Annotated in this window: 14 protein-coding genes; 5 read left to right on the top strand and 9 right to left on the bottom strand. The window is 58.6% G+C overall.

Features of this window, described 5'->3' with window-relative positions:
* Window positions 1-89 precede the first annotated feature (89 nt).
* The 4 genes from PMI30_RS11460 to PMI30_RS11475 all read right to left on the bottom strand — a co-directional run bounded on the left by PMI30_RS11460 (window position 90) and on the right by PMI30_RS11475 (window position 3,782).
* Complete coding sequence (locus tag PMI30_RS11460; protein ID WP_008011078.1) at window positions 90-938, bottom strand: sugar phosphate isomerase/epimerase family protein; 849 nt, start codon at window positions 936-938, stop codon at window positions 90-92.
* A 1-nt stretch (window position 939) separates the two neighbouring features.
* Window positions 940-2,181 carry an NAD(P)/FAD-dependent oxidoreductase gene (locus PMI30_RS11465; protein ID WP_008011076.1) on the bottom strand — a complete coding sequence of 414 codons (1,242 nt, stop codon included), beginning with the start codon at window positions 2,179-2,181 and terminating at the stop codon, window positions 940-942.
* Window positions 2,182-2,199: 18 nt separating this feature from the next.
* Window positions 2,200-2,520, bottom strand: a complete 321-nt coding sequence (locus tag PMI30_RS11470; RefSeq protein WP_007904516.1) for a MocE family 2Fe-2S type ferredoxin — start codon at window positions 2,518-2,520, stop codon at window positions 2,200-2,202.
* Between the two features lie 149 nt (window positions 2,521-2,669).
* A complete protein-coding gene (locus tag PMI30_RS11475; protein ID WP_008011074.1) occupies window positions 2,670-3,782 on the bottom strand; it encodes a fatty acid desaturase family protein in 1,113 nt (370 codons plus the stop codon).
* Between the two features lie 180 nt (window positions 3,783-3,962).
* On the opposite strand from PMI30_RS11475, the gene PMI30_RS11480 reads away from it, so the two are divergent.
* On the top strand, window positions 3,963-5,012 hold the full coding sequence (locus tag PMI30_RS11480) for a LacI family DNA-binding transcriptional regulator (protein ID WP_008011072.1): 1,050 nt from the start codon (window positions 3,963-3,965) through the stop codon (window positions 5,010-5,012).
* On the opposite strand, the gene PMI30_RS11485 is transcribed toward PMI30_RS11480, so the two are convergent.
* Entirely contained in the window at window positions 4,992-7,037 is a 2,046-nt protein-coding gene (locus PMI30_RS11485; RefSeq protein WP_032835678.1) for a sigma-54 interaction domain-containing protein, read from the bottom strand. The two genes, PMI30_RS11480 and PMI30_RS11485, sit on opposite strands and share 21 nt — an antisense overlap.
* Before the next feature lie 200 nt (window positions 7,038-7,237).
* Between PMI30_RS11485 and PMI30_RS11490 the strand changes: the two genes are divergently transcribed.
* The 3 genes from PMI30_RS11490 (at window position 7,238) to PMI30_RS11500 (ending at window position 10,069) form a co-directional block, all read left to right on the top strand.
* Window positions 7,238-8,260 (top strand): Gfo/Idh/MocA family oxidoreductase, encoded by a 1,023-nt coding sequence (locus PMI30_RS11490; protein ID WP_008011068.1) that lies wholly within the window; start codon window positions 7,238-7,240, stop codon window positions 8,258-8,260.
* Window positions 8,257-9,045 carry a TIM barrel protein gene (locus PMI30_RS11495; protein WP_008011066.1) on the top strand — a complete coding sequence of 263 codons (789 nt, stop codon included), beginning with the start codon at window positions 8,257-8,259 and terminating at the stop codon, window positions 9,043-9,045. The genes PMI30_RS11490 and PMI30_RS11495 overlap by 4 nt, the downstream gene beginning before the upstream one ends.
* Before the next feature lie 97 nt (window positions 9,046-9,142).
* Window positions 9,143-10,069: a sugar ABC transporter substrate-binding protein gene (locus PMI30_RS11500; RefSeq protein WP_008011064.1), complete on the top strand. Its 927-nt coding sequence runs from the start codon at window positions 9,143-9,145 to the stop codon at window positions 10,067-10,069.
* A 116-nt stretch (window positions 10,070-10,185) separates the two neighbouring features.
* On the opposite strand, the gene PMI30_RS11505 is transcribed toward PMI30_RS11500, so the two are convergent.
* A complete protein-coding gene (locus PMI30_RS11505; RefSeq protein WP_008011063.1) occupies window positions 10,186-11,100 on the bottom strand; it encodes a LysR family transcriptional regulator in 915 nt (304 codons plus the stop codon).
* A 180-nt stretch (window positions 11,101-11,280) separates the two neighbouring features.
* On the opposite strand from PMI30_RS11505, the gene PMI30_RS11510 reads away from it, so the two are divergent.
* Complete coding sequence (locus tag PMI30_RS11510) at window positions 11,281-12,294, top strand: zinc-dependent alcohol dehydrogenase family protein (RefSeq protein WP_008011061.1); 1,014 nt, start codon at window positions 11,281-11,283, stop codon at window positions 12,292-12,294.
* 104 nt (window positions 12,295-12,398) lie between these two features.
* Here the strand turns inward: PMI30_RS11510 and PMI30_RS30700 are convergent, their stop codons facing one another.
* The 3 genes from PMI30_RS30700 to PMI30_RS11520 all read right to left on the bottom strand — a co-directional run bounded on the left by PMI30_RS30700 (window position 12,399) and on the right by PMI30_RS11520 (window position 14,090).
* Window positions 12,399-12,791: a GFA family protein gene (locus PMI30_RS30700; RefSeq protein ID WP_008011059.1), complete on the bottom strand. Its 393-nt coding sequence runs from the start codon at window positions 12,789-12,791 to the stop codon at window positions 12,399-12,401.
* A 124-nt stretch (window positions 12,792-12,915) separates the two neighbouring features.
* Complete coding sequence (locus PMI30_RS11515; RefSeq protein WP_008011058.1) at window positions 12,916-13,488, bottom strand: hypothetical protein; 573 nt, start codon at window positions 13,486-13,488, stop codon at window positions 12,916-12,918.
* Between the two features lie 62 nt (window positions 13,489-13,550).
* The gene (locus PMI30_RS11520; RefSeq protein ID WP_008011056.1) at window positions 13,551-14,090 is read right to left on the bottom strand and encodes a hypothetical protein; all 540 of its coding nucleotides are present in this window, start codon (window positions 14,088-14,090) and stop codon (window positions 13,551-13,553) included.
* Window positions 14,091-14,323 lie beyond the last annotated feature (233 nt).

The following is a 14,323-nucleotide window of genomic DNA, read 5'->3' as shown; positions in this document are numbered from 1 at the left end:
CGTAGACGTTTGCGAGCGTCGGCTATGGGTCCAGCATTGAGCGCTTGGGTTGTGGATTCAACCGGTCGACGCAACACAACCGCATTAAATCAGCCCCCATCGTTTGACCGTGCCCGGCAGTCATTCCAAACCTCACGTATCACCTTCTTAAGCATCAGCGCCTCGGCCCAGCGATCGGTGATGTCGCGTCCATCAGCACCCGTGATGGCATAGGGTGGCGGGCCGAGTTCACAGGTGAAGGACAGGCTGTCGGGCGTGTTCGGTCGGGCCAGCCAATCCTCTATCCCATAGCGCCACCAGCCCAGGAAACGTTCCAGCCAGGGTCGATGCTGGGCGAAGCTCAGGGGCACCTGGACCTGTTCGCCGTTGGCGACACGACCATGAAACCCCCAACTGTGGCGCAGGATGGTGTGAATCTGTTCGTCGTCTTCGGCAGTGGCTGGCTCTGGCAGTTCGCGGCCCACGACATAGTGGGACAGGTCGGCCAACAGTTTGAGATCGGGCATTTCAGCGAGTATGTCGAGGGTGAATAACAGGTCATTGGTGAGGCGATAACGGTGGGTTTCCAGCAGAACGGGAAAGTCCACCTGCTCGGCCAGACGCTGCCAGCCTTCGATCAGTTCAATAGCTTGCTTCAACGTGCGCGGCCGCACGTCTGCTTGCAGCGTGAGGTGGTGGCAGCCGTAGCGGGCCGCGACATCGATTGCTGCCGCCAGATCATCCACGGTGCGGGGGAACACCTGCCCTTCGATTTGCAAGCCTTGCGCCTTGGCGGCGGCATGCAGGCGAGCGGCATGTGGCGCGACCCAGAAATGGTCGGTGATGCCGTCGAAGCCGGCGGCGGCGATTTTCTCCACTTGCGCTTCCAGGGAAAGGTCGCATTGGCCGCGGTGATCTTGCATGGCCCACTGGGACTGAAAGACCAGGAATTCACGCATGTCAGTTCCTCAGCAGTTGTTTGAGCGGTACATCGGCGTCGGCCAGAGCGTCTACCGAAAGGAGGTTACGGTGAGCGATCAGCCGTTCGCACAGCTTGATGTCCTTGGCGATGCTATTCCCCTGCCCCCAGCCGCAAGCACCTTGCAAACGTTGCTCGGCATCGAGGTAGAACAACAGGAATCCGCCACCCGGAGTTGTCCGGCTCGCCGTGGGTTGTGTGTTTGCGATCACGCCCACGGTCTGCAATCCCCAGTCGTATTGATCGGACCAAAAACCGGGAATGACCTCGAAGGGCAGCTCGCCGCCCAACAGATTCAGGGCGGCGTGACGACCTTGGGTCTCGGCGTTGCGCCAGGTTTCCTGACGTTGGAAAACGCCTTGCGGGTGCAGTCGAAACTCACAGACATCGCCCGCCGCAAAGATGTCCGGCGCGCTGGTGCGCAGTTGGGCATCGACGCGAATGCCCTGGCCGACCTCAAGTCCTGCGGCCGCGGCCAGCTCAGTGTTGGGTTGCATGCCGATGCCCACCACCACCAAGTCACAGGGCAGCAACTCGCCGTCGACCAATTGCACGGACTCAACGTGAGTAGCGCCCTGCACCGCCTCAATCGCCACATTCAGCCGAACATCCACGCCCTGACTGCGATGCAGGTCCAGCAGGACACTGGACAGTTGCTCCGGCAACACCCGTCCCGCCAAACGCGGTCCGGCCTCGAGCAAAGTCACCGTGCAACCCAAGGCTCGGGCGGTGGCGGCGACTTCGAGCCCGATGAAGCCGCCACCGATGATCACCACCCGCGCGTCAGGTTGCAACGAAGCGCGCAGTGCCAGCGCCTCGTCATGGGTACGCAGATAAAGCACATTGAGCAGGTGCTCGGGTACCGAGGCGAGTCTGCGCGACCGCCCTCCCGTCGCCAATAACAGCCGCGCGTAATGCAGCCAGTTGCCGTCGGCCAGTTGCAAACGATGCTGCTGCGGATCCAGGCATTTCACCGGGTTGCCGGCCAGGTGTTCGATGTCCAGTTCGGCGAGCTGAGCGGTATCGCACAGGCTGTAACCCGCCAGCTCGACCGTGCCCTGCAACAGCCCCTTGGACAGCGGCGGACGTTCATAGGGCGGGTGAGACTCGTCGCCTATCAGGATCAGGCGACCGCTATAACCTTCGCCGCGCAGGGTCAGGGCCGCACGGCCACCCGCATGCCCGGCGCCAACGATGACCAGTGGAGCATTGGCAGGATTCATGGCACAGACTCCGTGCAGTTAAACCGTGATGGCGAGCAGTACACGCCCCGCCTCGACCCGGACTTCATAGGTCTTGAGATTGACGCACACCGGTGCGCCAAGGGCTTTGCCGGAGCGGTAGTCGAAACGCCCGTTGTGCTTGGGGCACTCGACGACATGGTCCATCACCAAACCATCAGCCAAGTGGATGGACTCATGGGTGCACAGGCCCGCGGTGGCGAAAAACTCGCTGTTGGCGGAGCGGTAGACGGCATAGGTGTGCTGGCCATGGTCGAAACGAATGACATCTTCATCGTCGATATCGTCCACGGCACATACATCGATCCATTGATCGGTCATGGCGTTTTCTCTTGTAGTGGTACACACAGGAAGGTGTCATGTGGGAGCGGGCTTGCTCGCGAAAGCGGTGTATCAGGCGCCATCGATGTTGACTGTGACGCCGTCTTCGCGAGCAAGCCCGCTCCCACAGGGGTTGTGCCTATTGGATGTCAGGCCGGCGTTACTTCAGGTTCTGCCTGGACGTTGGCGGTCGGCGCTGCGCGTTGTGGCAAAGGACGACTGACGAAATACGTCGGGTCTTTGCGCTGCTTCCAGATGGTCGGGAGGATTTCCTTGAAGGCCTCGAACAGACTGGTGTAAGGCGGCGGGCAGTCACGGCGGATCTCCTCGTGAAGCTGCGCCAGCGCGTGAAACGGCACCATCGGATACATGTGATGCTCAAGGTGATAGTTCATGTTGAGGTACATGAAGCGCAGCACCGGGCCCATATAAATCGTGCGGCAGTTGCTGCGGTGATCGAGTACGTCCTCAGCCAGGCCGACATGCTGCGACAGGCCGAACAGGTAGGACAGCCAACCGCCATAGAGGGTCGGCAGGCCGATAAACATCAGCGGCAACCAGCTCTGCAGATAAACCGCAGTGCCCACGGTGAGCGCATAAATCGCTAGCCAGACGCGTGCGTCCCTCACCACCTTGGGCCACTCGGATTCGGGGATGAACGTCTGTTCTTCTTCACCCATCCGCCCTGCCGCGTGCTTGCAGACTGACCACATCGTGTTCAACGCGTAAGGCATTCTGAACAGGCTCAGCACCATATTGATCAGGCTTGGCGGACGTGGTTCGACGATCTCCGGATCGCGGCCGACGATCACGGTGTCGGTGTGGTGCCGTGCATGGCTCCAGCGCCAGACTTGGGGTTCGAACATGAACATAAAGCTCGACAGCTGATAGACCGCATCATTCATCCAGCGGGTCTTGAACGCCGTACCGTGACCCGCTTCGTGCCAACGGGCATTGGACGCCGTGCCGTAGAGCAGCCCGTAGACGAAGAAGAACGGAACACAGGCCCAGGAGCCCCAGAACCAGTAACCGCCGAAGCCGGTCACGATCATCGCCGACAGCCAGATCGCGGTATCAAGCAAGGCCGGGCCATCGCGGCGCTGCATCAATTCCTTCATGCGTTTACGAGAAATGGGGGATTGGTACCAGCTTGCCGATACCAGGCCTTTTTGCACCGCTCGGGCGGCTTCGGGGCCGGTCAATCGATAATCCCGAGGCTTGGGTTTACCGGGGTTTTCAAAGGCTGCGTTTTGTTCAGGCATTTTATTGTTCTCCGCAAGCTTGATTGTTTTAGGCACTTTTCGACGCGGGATCACATCGCTGGGGAAAATATAGAGAGCGCAGAAATCACCCTCAAGCCCTTGAATACATTCCCTATCAAGCTATCATCCAGGCCCATTGAAGCTTGATAGTTTTCTATCAAGGCGCTTGCGGGGCCCGCCATGAACAACACTAAACGCCCAACCATCGCCACCGTTGCCGAACACGCTGGCTTGAGTGTCGCCACCGTGGACCGGGTGCTCAACGCCAGGGCTCCGGTCAACCCGGACACCGCCGAGCAGGTTTTCCAGGCCGCCGAAGCCGTCGGTTATTTCGCCGCCAGGCTGATCGGCCAGCGGATCCGCGAACGGCGTCCCACCTATCGTTTCGGCATCCTGCTGCTCGGTACCGCCCAGGCGTTCTATGGCAATGTGGCCGCCGCCATCACCGAGGCGGCGCAGCGTCAGGCTGGCGCCAACCTGAGCATTCAATTCGAGTACGTTTTCGATCGCACGCCCAGCGCGATCATTGCTCAGATCGAACAACTGGCAGTGCAGTGCGACGGTCTGGCGGTGGTCAGCTTCGCGCATCCGCTGATCAATGCCGCCATCGCACAGATCAGAGAGGCCGGCGTGCCGGTGATCGCGATGCTGTCGGACATTCATGAGGCGGCGGATGAGCCTTATGTCGGCCAGGACAATCACGAGGTCGGACGTACCATGGGTTGGCTGATGGCGCACACGTGTGGCGCCCGCAAAGGCAGCGTCGGGGTGTTGCTCGGCGGCCACCGTTTTCTTGGCCATCAGGCGCGGGTCGAGGGGCTACGCAGCTACCTGGCGGAGCGCGCCCCAGGGTTGCGGCTGCTGGAAGCGGTGATCAATCTGGACAATTGCGACATCACCGAAGAGGCGACGCTGGACCTGCTGGCGCGGCATGACGACTTGCGCGGTTTGTGCGTGGTCGGCGGTGGCGGCGACGGGGTCATCAATGCCCTGTCGCAGCTACCGAAGCAGCCGTCGCTGTGCTGCATTCTGCAGGAGTCGACCGAGCTGTCGCGCCAGGCTTTGTCGCAGGGTTTGATCAGTTTGGTCATCGATTCCCAGCCGCGATTACTGGCGGCAGCGCTGGTCGATTTGTTGGTGGAATTGCAGACCGCACCGGACTTCGATCCGATACGGCATCGAATCCATATCCCGTTGCAGATCGTGACCTCAGAGAACACTCGAGGCTGAACTCTCCCCATTGGCTCCTTCACGAAAAGCATCAGCACTCAGCCCGAATCGATTCATCTTGTTGTACAACCCGCCGCGAGAAACATTCAGCTGCCTCGCGGCCAGTCGGATGTTGCCGCGGGTATCCCTGAGGGCCGCGATGATCGCATTCATTTCATGGGTGCCAAGGTCCAGGGCTGCCCGGGGTTCGGGCACACTTCCTGGCGTCGGCTGACGTAGCCTTTGTTTGATTTCAAGCGGTAGATCAGCTGGCTGGATCAGTTCGGTCACCGCCAGATTGGTCGCGCGTTCAATGGTGTTTTCCAACTCGCGAACATTACCCGGCCAGCTGTAGGCCGAAAGAATATCCAACGCCTCTGGCGAGATGCCCTGCACCGATTTGCGCAACGACCGGGTGCAACGATTGAGAAAATGCCGCGCCAGCAATGGAACATCTTCCCGACGCATCCGCAGCGGCGGAACCGTCAGGTTCAGCACATTGAGCCGGTAGTAAAGATCCTCACGGAAGGCGCCATCGGCAACCGCCTGGCTCAGATTGCGGTGGGTGGCGGCGATGATACGCACATCCACTTGCTGCGATTTTTTCGCGCCCACGCGAGTCACCTCACCTTCTTGCAAGACGCGCAACAGGCTGACTTGGGCATCAAAAGACATGTCACCGATTTCGTCGAGGAAGATCGTTCCGCCATCGGCCAATTCGAACTTCCCGGCAGAGCCGCCACGGGCCGATCCGGTGAAGGCGCCCTCGACATGACCAAACAGTTCGCTCTGCACCAGATCGCGCGGAATGGCCCCGCAATTGACCGCCACAAACGGACCGTTGCGACGCTCGCTGGCGTTATGGATCGCCTGGGCGAACAGCTCCTTGCCGGTGCCGCTTTCCCCCAGGATCAGCGTGGTCGAGTCACTGCGACTGGCAATCCGCCCCAGGTGCAACGCGTCCTGTATGGCTCGCGAACTGCCTTGAATGGTCTCGAAGGTGTAGCTGGCTTGGGTGCCGATGATCCGCCGGGTAATTTCCCGGATGCGCCGGTTCTCGCGCAACGAAACAATGCGCCCGCCCTGCTCCAGTGGGCACACCGAGACCAGACACGCCAAGTGGCTGCGATCATGCAACTCAAACGTGCAATCCAGGTCCCTTATCCCTTCATACTGCTGCCCTTCCCCGCCGCGCAGCAGAATCTCATCGGTCAGCTCACTCTGGCCCAGACGCTGGAACGGGCTGCCCAACAGATCCCGGCCCACACGAAACAATTGGCGGGCATAACGGTTGAGCGCCTTGATGCAGCCCCGCTCATCCAGCACCACAAGCCCCTCGTTGAGCACTTCGAGGACGGTTTGCTGTTCTTCCAGCAGTATCTGCAGCGCCATCTGCCGCGAGACCGCTTCGGCCGCTGCCTGGACGGTGCCCAGTGTATGGAAATGAAACCAGCCCGGCTCGGCGGTCAAGGTCAGCATGGCCAGCGTCCTGCCCTGCGCATCCCTGATCGGCGCGGCAGCACAATGCATGCGCCGCCGACGCAGGCCGATCCCGAAGTTCTCCTCGGCCAGTACATACACCAAGCGATCCTCGGCAAGCGCCAGCCCGGTGCAGTTGGTGCCCTGCACCGACTCCAGCAGCCGACTGCCCACAGGCGTGAGGTCCAGGCCACAGAAATACAGGGTCGTGCCTGCGGCATCGGTCAGATTGATATGGCCCCTGGGGTTGTAAGCCAGCAATCCCTTCATGACCTCCGCCGCTGCGGCGATCAAGGCCCGATTGGCCGCAAGTGTTGCGGCCAGAACGGCCGGGGCGACGAACCGGTATTCGCCATCCTCAGGATCGAGGCCGGCACTGACGCTGCGCAGCCAGGAATCCCAGATAACCTGCCTGACCCCCGCAGGTCGATCGATGCGCCCTTTCAGGCAAGCCAGCCAAGCCTGATCCAGCTCGGCGATCGGTCCTTCGTTCAACGACGCAGGCCCGAGCGCGGTGATGTAATCGAGGTCTTGCGCGCTGAAGGCTGTTAGCTGTGGGTTCACCATCATCGATCCGCTTCCATGTTCACGTTTTAGACATGTCAGTGTAGACATGTCATTCGAATGAACACACTTTTCAATAAAAATAAATTTACTTGTTAAATATCAATGACTTAAATATTGGCACATCCCTTGCTCCTTTGATTAACGCCAGCGAGGACATTCCTGCTGCGAGTCATTGAACAACAATAAAAGGGAGTCATTTCATGAGTACGTCCAAGATCATCCGCCTGGGTCTCATCGGTGCTGGCCGCATGGGCAGCTTTCACGGCCTGACTGCCGCCAGACACATTCCCGGCGCCTGTCTGGCCGCCATCGCCGACCCTACCCCCGGTCAAGCCGCCCGCCTGGCCGCAGAGTTGGGTGTGCAACGGGTCTACACCGATCCACAGCAACTGCTCGATGACCCGGAAATCGACGCTGTCTTGATTGCCGCCCCCGCCCGCAGCCATGCCGAACTGGTGATCAGCGCGGCTCGGGCCGGCAAAGGTGTGTTTTGTGAAAAACCCATGGCCATCACCCTCGACGAGGCCGACCGCGCCATCGCCGCAGCCGCCGATGCGCGCGTGCCGCTACAGGTCGGCTTCAACCGCCGCTTTGCCAAAAGCTTCCGCGCGGCTCACCTGGACGTGGTCGCCGACCGCATCGGTACGCCGCAACTGCTGCGCTCACTGACTCGCGACCCGGCGCTGAACAATCCGGCTGCCTCGCCGCAGTGGGTGATTTTCCTCGAAACCCTGATCCATGACTTCGATACCCTGCGCTACCTCAATCCCGGCGCCGAAGCGGTCGAAGTTTTTGTCATGGCCGATGCCCTGATCGCACCGGACTACAAAGCCAAGGGCTTCCTCGACACCGCCGTGGTCACGATCCGTTTCGACAACGGTGCCATCGCGACGGCCGAGGCCAATTTCCAGGCCGTGTATGGCTACGATGTTCGAGGGGAAGTGTTCGGCAGCGCTGGCATGCTGACCATGGGCAGCGTCAATGAATCTGACTTGGTTCGCTATCTGGCCAATGGCATCCAGGCCGATACCCAGCGCCTGGACACCGACCTGCTGCGTGATGCGTATGTGGCCGAGCTCAACCACTTTGTCGACTGCCTGCGCACCGGTGAAAAACCGCTCGCCAGCGGCGAAGACGCCCGAGCTGCACTGGCCATTGCCCGCGCGTGCATCGAGTCCTTCCAGCAGGGCAAACCTGTGCGTGTGCAAGGAGCCCATTCATGAGTTTCACACCGTTCAAACTGGCGATCAGTGCCGAGATGGTTTTCCTCGATCTGCCATTCACAGAGCGCGTCAAACGCATTCACGCGCTGGGTTTCAGCGCGGAACTCTGGGACTGGACGAAGAAAGACATTGCGGCCCTTGTCGCCACGGGCGCTGATTTCACCTCGATGACCGGCTACATCTCGGGCAACCTGACCGACCCCGAAGACATCCAGCACCTGCTCGACAGCGCACGAGAATCGCTGGCCGTCGCCGCACAACTGAATTGCCCGAGTCTCAACCTGCATGGCACCGGTTTGGGTGACAAAGGCTTGCCGGTCAAACCCGTGGCCCACACCACCGGACGCATGTGGTTGAGCGCCTGCAAGACCCTGGAAAAAATCGCTCGCCTGGGCGAAGACGCAGGCCGGGTATTCTTGCTGGAAAACCTCAATACCGAGGTGGACCACCCCGGTACTCCCTTCGCTCGCGCCGACGATACCCTGGTGCTGATCGAGGCCGTGGGCAGCCCTCATCTTAAGATGAACCTGGACCTTTACCATGCCCAGATCGGCGAAGGAAACCTGATCGAACTGATCCAGCGCGCCGGCAGCGCCATCGGGGAAATCCAGGTCGCCGATGTCCCCGGCCGCATGGAGCCCGGCACCGGCGAAATCCATTATCCGGCCATTGCCAAAGCCTTGTTCCGTATGGGATACACCGGTGTCGTCGGGCTCGAGGGCTGGGCCAGCGGCGACAGCGAAGCGGCACTTGAACGCTTTCGGCAAGCCTTCACGCTGGATTGAGGACGCTGGCGCTCTCGACGGGTTTGATTCAGAGAGCGCCATCCCTCACGTTTGATCTTGATGAATTTCAACTCATAACAAAAAAGGAAAAACCATCATGCGTCGCTGCACACTTCTTTTTGCCACGCTGTTATTCCTCTTCAGCCAATGGGCCGCCGCCAGCTATCGCATCGGCGTCAGCATTGCCAGGGTTGACGACAACTTCATGACCTATGTGCGCAGCGGCCTGGAAGATGCCGCCAGGAAGGAGAACATCCAGATCCAGTTCGAGGATGCCCAGGGCGATGTGGTTCGCCAGCTCAATCAGATCCAGGGCTTTCTCGGCCAGAAAGTGGATGCCGTCATCGTCCTGCCCGTGGACACCGCCGCCACCGCCAACATGACTCGCGCCGCCGTCGAAGCGAAAATACCGCTGGTCTACGTCAACCGCCATCCAGACGAACGCGTCCTGCCCAAAGGCGTGGTCACAGTGGCCTCCAACGACGTTGAGGCCGGGCAACTGCAAATGCGCTACCTGGCTGACAAGATGGCAGGCAAAGGCAACATCGCGATCATCATGGGCGACCTCGCGCAAAACTCCACGCACGACCGCACCGAAGGCGTCAAACAAGTGCTCAAGGACTATCCCGGGATCAAGATCGTCGAACAACAAAGTGCCGAGTGGCAGCGCAACAAAGGGATGGACTTGACCAGCAACTGGCTCCTGGCCGGCACCGGTTTCGATGCCATCGTGGCCAACAACGACGAGATGGCCATCGGCGCCGCCATGGCACTGCAGCAAGCCGGCAAAGCCAAGGGCGAGATTGCAATTGTCGGCATCGACGGCCTGCCTGACGGCCTGGCGGCCATCAAGCGCGGAATGCTCGTAGCCTCGGTATTTCAAGACCCCAAAGCGCAAGCGACCAGCGCGCTGCAAGCGGCCATCAAGATGATCAAAGGGGAGCCGGTCGAGACGGATGTCTGGGTGCCCTTTCAGCTGATCACACCGGAGCAGGTAGCGATGTTTGAGCAGCATTATAAATAGGGTCAAACGGCTGCGTGGTTAGTCGGGTTTGTTCATTGAGTGATGTCGGTTCCTGTCTGTCACCACAGCAGGAACCGCCCCATTGCAGCCATCGCCTGCACCGATTTTTTAATCGCCTATTGTTCCAGCCAGTTCGAGTGGAGCTGCGGAAAACGCTCCTGCAACCATTCAATAAAAACCTGCACCTGCGGCGCCAGGTGCGTCCGGCTTGGGTACAACACCGTCACAGGCCGAGGGGCAGGACGATGGGACCTTAGAATCTCCACCAGGGCGCCGCTGCTCAGGTATTGGCCTACCGCGATGCCCGGTGCCTGGATGATTCCGAAGCCTGCCACACCACATTGGACATACGCATTTGACTCCGTAACGGTGATTCCTGCGTTGCTGATGTAAGCCCTGTCCTCGCCCACAACCGAGAAGTGCCACGGCAGTGTCCTGTTACTTTGTCCAGACAGGAAGTTGACGCCTTGATGTGACTTCAGATCGTCCAGTGTTTCGGGTTCGCCGTGCTCATCCAGATACTTGGGGGCGGCGCACGTCACCATGGTCGCCATTCCAATAGGGCGTGCGATCAAGGTTGAGTCCGGCAGCTCGCCGATGCGCAGTGCGCAATCAATACCTTCACCCACCAGGTCGACTGTCCTGTCAGTCACGCCAAGTACCACGTTAATTCCCGGGAAGGCTGTGGTGAACGCTTTCAAGCTGTCCATGAATTCAACCTGGGCAAAAGCGGTCGGGATATCGATACGAAGCCGCCCCCCAAGGGTGGCTCTGGATCGGTCAAACATTGAGGTCGCGGCAGAGACGCTTCCGAGAATGTCCTGCACTCGCTCGTAAAAACGCTCGCCTTCCTCTGTGAGCGTCACCTTTCGTGTGGTGCGCTGGAACAAGCGCACACCCAATGACGTCTCCAGCTCCTGGATGTACCGGGTGACTTGCGGACGCCCGATGTCCAGCGACTCAGCGGCTTTGGTGAAGCTTCCGAGTTCGGCGAGCCGGGCGAACAGTTGCATCGACTGAAGCAGTTCCATGACGTTTCCTCTGAACCCTTCGCTGTTTTATCTCATCCGAACAATAAGATTGCTGCCTGTAGATACAACAAATATGTCATTTTTTGCGCATTTATTGCGTTCCGGTAAAAGCGAACCATGAGCACAGGGCACAACGGGGTTCAAGTCGTGCCGCCACTCACTACGTTTTTGGAGATCGCAATGAAGGCTTGGTTACTGAAAGATTTCGGGCTCGACAATCTGGAGCAGGGAGAAGTGTCGACCCCTGATCCAAAGGCAGGCGAGCTGCTGGTAAAAGTCGGCGCCGTCTCGCTCAACTTTCGCGACAAGGCGATCGTCGATGGCATTTATGAGCCTCACAAGGTTCCGAAATCCCTGATCCCTGTCAGCGACGCAGCCGGCACTGTGGTTGCGGTGGGCGATGGCGTTACGCGCTTCAAAGTGGGTGATCGGGTCAATTCGCACTTGTATTCCCGATGGCTGGACGGTGAGCCAGGGCCGCATGAACCCGATTACTGCTTCGGGTCTCCGCTGCCCGGCGGATTGGCTGAATACATGATCATCCACGAGGACAGCGCAGTGCGTGCGCCTGACAACATGAGCGACGAGGAGGCGGCTACATTGCCCATTGCTGCACTCACAGCCTGGTATTCGCTCGTCGATTTCGGGCAGATTCAGCCAGGACAAACCGTGCTGGTCCAGGGAACTGGCGGCGTGTCCATTTTCGCGGTGCAGATCGCTACGGCGCTTGGCGCGAAGGTCATCGCAACCTCCAGTAACGACCAGAATCTGCAAACTGTGATGAGTCTGGGAGCGGTAGCGGGTATCAACTACCGAAGCACGCCGAAATGGGAGGATGAAGTGCTCAAACTCACCGGTGGCAAAGGCGTCGACCTGCTGCTCGATGTGGCAGGCGGCAGCGGCATCAACCAGTCAGTGGCGGCCACCAAGGCAGCCGGTCGTATTGCGCAGATTGGTTTTTTGACGGGTCAAACCGTACAGCTTGAATTGATGCCACTCATCTTTCGACAGACAACCATTCGCGGTATCGCCGTAGCGCCGCGCTCGTCGTTTGACCGAATGAATTCATTCTTGAACGAACACAAGATCCGACCTGTCATCGATCAGGTCTATCCGTTTGAACAGGCACGTGAAGCCTACGAACATCTCGCCAGGGGTGCATTGGGTAAAGTGGTTATCAAGATCGCTCGATAATTTGGCGAGCTTTTCGTAGGAGCCAGGCTTGCCGGCGAAAGCGCTCTTATGGACGCCTTCGCCGGCAAGCCTGGCTCCTACAGGTCCGATTTGCGCTTAGCGACCTACTCCTCAAAGCGACCCGTGGCGTCACGATCGCGCTCGTATCGTCGCGTGAGCGGAAACGGTGGCAACCAGGATTCGCGACGGATGATCCAGCTTTCGTAGGTTGGCTTCAGTTGGTCCGGGGCATCCAGGGATCCCAGGTTCACTTCGATTTCATCAAAGGTGCGGGCGAAAACGGACGAGCCGCAGCGGGGACAGAAAAACCGCCCGGCGTAATCGCGTGTTTCGCCATCGATCGTCACCGCATCCCGAGGGAACACCGCAGAGGCGTGAAAAAGAGCCCCATGATGCTTGCGACAGTCAAGACAATGACAAAGGCCGACCCGGTATGGGAGTCCCGACGCCTCAATTCGGACGTTGCCGCACAGGCAACCGCCAGTGAATCGATCCATGCTGCGCCTCCTTTAAAATCAAGCGGTACGACGGCGTCATTGCGTGACGCCCTGGCCATAATGCCCATTTTTGTCTGCCTGCATAAATGCATAGAGGGCATTGAATGGCATAGTTTAGCGTCCCCTACTGAGCAGGGCTGCAGTTTGCGACTGCTTCCAAAACCGGCACGGTGCCGGGTTCTATCATTTCATGGGGTACGCTAGCGAGAACCAACTTCGCAAATTCGGGAAGTCCCATGAAGAGAATCGATATCCGCGCGACACTGCCCATGTGCGTTTCCAACCGAAAGTAATTCATGTTCCTGGAATACCGAACACTACAAACCTCGACCCAATTTAAATGCCCTTGCTTTCGAAACACACGACGGAATGTAAGTCCATGTTCCGACATTTCGTGCCGTTCGAGAAAATAACCGGCAACCAGATAGAGCCCCAGTAGCGCAAAACTGAGAAAACCGACCGTAGTCCGCCAAGTAGTCGTTTGATTACTGAAAATGTTTGAGACAACTGCCAGAGCGGTAAACCCCAAAAAGCAAACAAGACCAACAACAAGGACTGCTTTCGGTAACCTCAAGAGTTTGGATTCCTCAGCAGTCCGCTCCCTCATCCGCCCTTTCGCGAGCCACCGAAGAGTAATCGGGATCAGAAGAGCCATACTTGTCCATTGTATTATGGACACCCAGGACAATTGGCTCATTGCGTCCTCCGTCGATCTTTAACAATCAACGCCACAGCCGCCGATCTAACTTAACCGCTTCTTCAGCTAGAAAACACATATCGGCCCTTGATCTTTTTGGGTGTAAATAAAACCAAGTCTGGAAACAACTTCTGGCGAACGTAGCATACAAAAACAAGCATACCAATACCGATAGCCGAGCCGATAAGCGTTGAAATAGAGCCTGAAGTCAACCCTTCCAACTGCCTCACTGCAGGAACTATAGATAGAACAATGTATGCGTTGTAAGCGCCTGCCAGATGATTGTAGAACCCCCAGGCAAACAAGAGCGGGATAAGTGCTCCCAGACCGCCAACTACCCATCTGGCGTTAGGCCCAATAGCTGAGCCCATACTAAAGCCTATTAGAAGAGCGAATGCGGCCTGGATAAACATTAGTGTGATAATGACATTAACCTTACGGTCATGCGCAAGGCAGAGATAGGGGTCAGCCGTTGAAGCAATTAAATTAGCAAGCAGACTGTCCTTGACCCCTTGACCTGAGAGCTGAGTGAATACTTCCGACTTGGGTACTCCGGACGAGAGCAGGTCTTTTATTTTGGCTTTAGCTTCTTTTTTGTTCATATTAGTGAGGACTCCATGGCACAAGAGCACATTGTGATGAGGTCTGAAGCGAGGTGATCACACTTTCACGAGCCTGCTGGACAGTGCTCCCTCCAGACCAAGCATAGCCATGAATTTGCCATCGCATCTTACGACAGCAACCATGGCCGTTTTCTGCCTGTCTGAACTGACCGCCATGGGTTGAATCCACCGTCGATAGCGCCCCCTCACGACAGGCAGCTATCGGCCTGCCT

This window comes from Pseudomonas sp. GM50 (assembly GCF_000282375.1).
Classification (GTDB): domain Bacteria; phylum Pseudomonadota; class Gammaproteobacteria; order Pseudomonadales; family Pseudomonadaceae; genus Aquipseudomonas.
This window is presented reverse-complemented; position numbering and strand designations above follow the sequence as displayed.

What these genes read in the sequence shown, in the direction of transcription:
- PMI30_RS30700 (WP_008011059.1), bottom strand. Translation starts at nt 12,791, where the DNA reads ATGGATCGATTCACTGGCGGTTGCCTGTGCGGCAACGTCCGAATTGAG.
- PMI30_RS11495 (WP_008011066.1), top strand. Translation starts at nt 8,257, where the DNA reads ATGAGTTTCACACCGTTCAAACTGGCGATCAGTGCCGAGATGGTTTTC.
- PMI30_RS11500 (WP_008011064.1), top strand. Translation starts at nt 9,143, where the DNA reads ATGCGTCGCTGCACACTTCTTTTTGCCACGCTGTTATTCCTCTTCAGC.
- PMI30_RS11480 (WP_008011072.1), top strand. Translation starts at nt 3,963, where the DNA reads ATGAACAACACTAAACGCCCAACCATCGCCACCGTTGCCGAACACGCT.
- PMI30_RS11520 (WP_008011056.1), bottom strand. Translation starts at nt 14,090, where the DNA reads ATGAACAAAAAAGAAGCTAAAGCCAAAATAAAAGACCTGCTCTCGTCC.
- PMI30_RS11460 (WP_008011078.1), bottom strand. Translation starts at nt 938, where the DNA reads ATGCGTGAATTCCTGGTCTTTCAGTCCCAGTGGGCCATGCAAGATCAC.
- PMI30_RS11490 (WP_008011068.1), top strand. Translation starts at nt 7,238, where the DNA reads ATGAGTACGTCCAAGATCATCCGCCTGGGTCTCATCGGTGCTGGCCGC.
- PMI30_RS11485 (WP_032835678.1), bottom strand. Translation starts at nt 7,037, where the DNA reads ATGGTGAACCCACAGCTAACAGCCTTCAGCGCGCAAGACCTCGATTAC.
- PMI30_RS11465 (WP_008011076.1), bottom strand. Translation starts at nt 2,181, where the DNA reads ATGAATCCTGCCAATGCTCCACTGGTCATCGTTGGCGCCGGGCATGCG.
- PMI30_RS11505 (WP_008011063.1), bottom strand. Translation starts at nt 11,100, where the DNA reads ATGGAACTGCTTCAGTCGATGCAACTGTTCGCCCGGCTCGCCGAACTC.
- PMI30_RS11510 (WP_008011061.1), top strand. Translation starts at nt 11,281, where the DNA reads ATGAAGGCTTGGTTACTGAAAGATTTCGGGCTCGACAATCTGGAGCAG.
- PMI30_RS11515 (WP_008011058.1), bottom strand. Translation starts at nt 13,488, where the DNA reads ATGAGCCAATTGTCCTGGGTGTCCATAATACAATGGACAAGTATGGCT.
- PMI30_RS11470 (WP_007904516.1), bottom strand. Translation starts at nt 2,520, where the DNA reads ATGACCGATCAATGGATCGATGTATGTGCCGTGGACGATATCGACGAT.
- PMI30_RS11475 (WP_008011074.1), bottom strand. Translation starts at nt 3,782, where the DNA reads ATGCCTGAACAAAACGCAGCCTTTGAAAACCCCGGTAAACCCAAGCCT.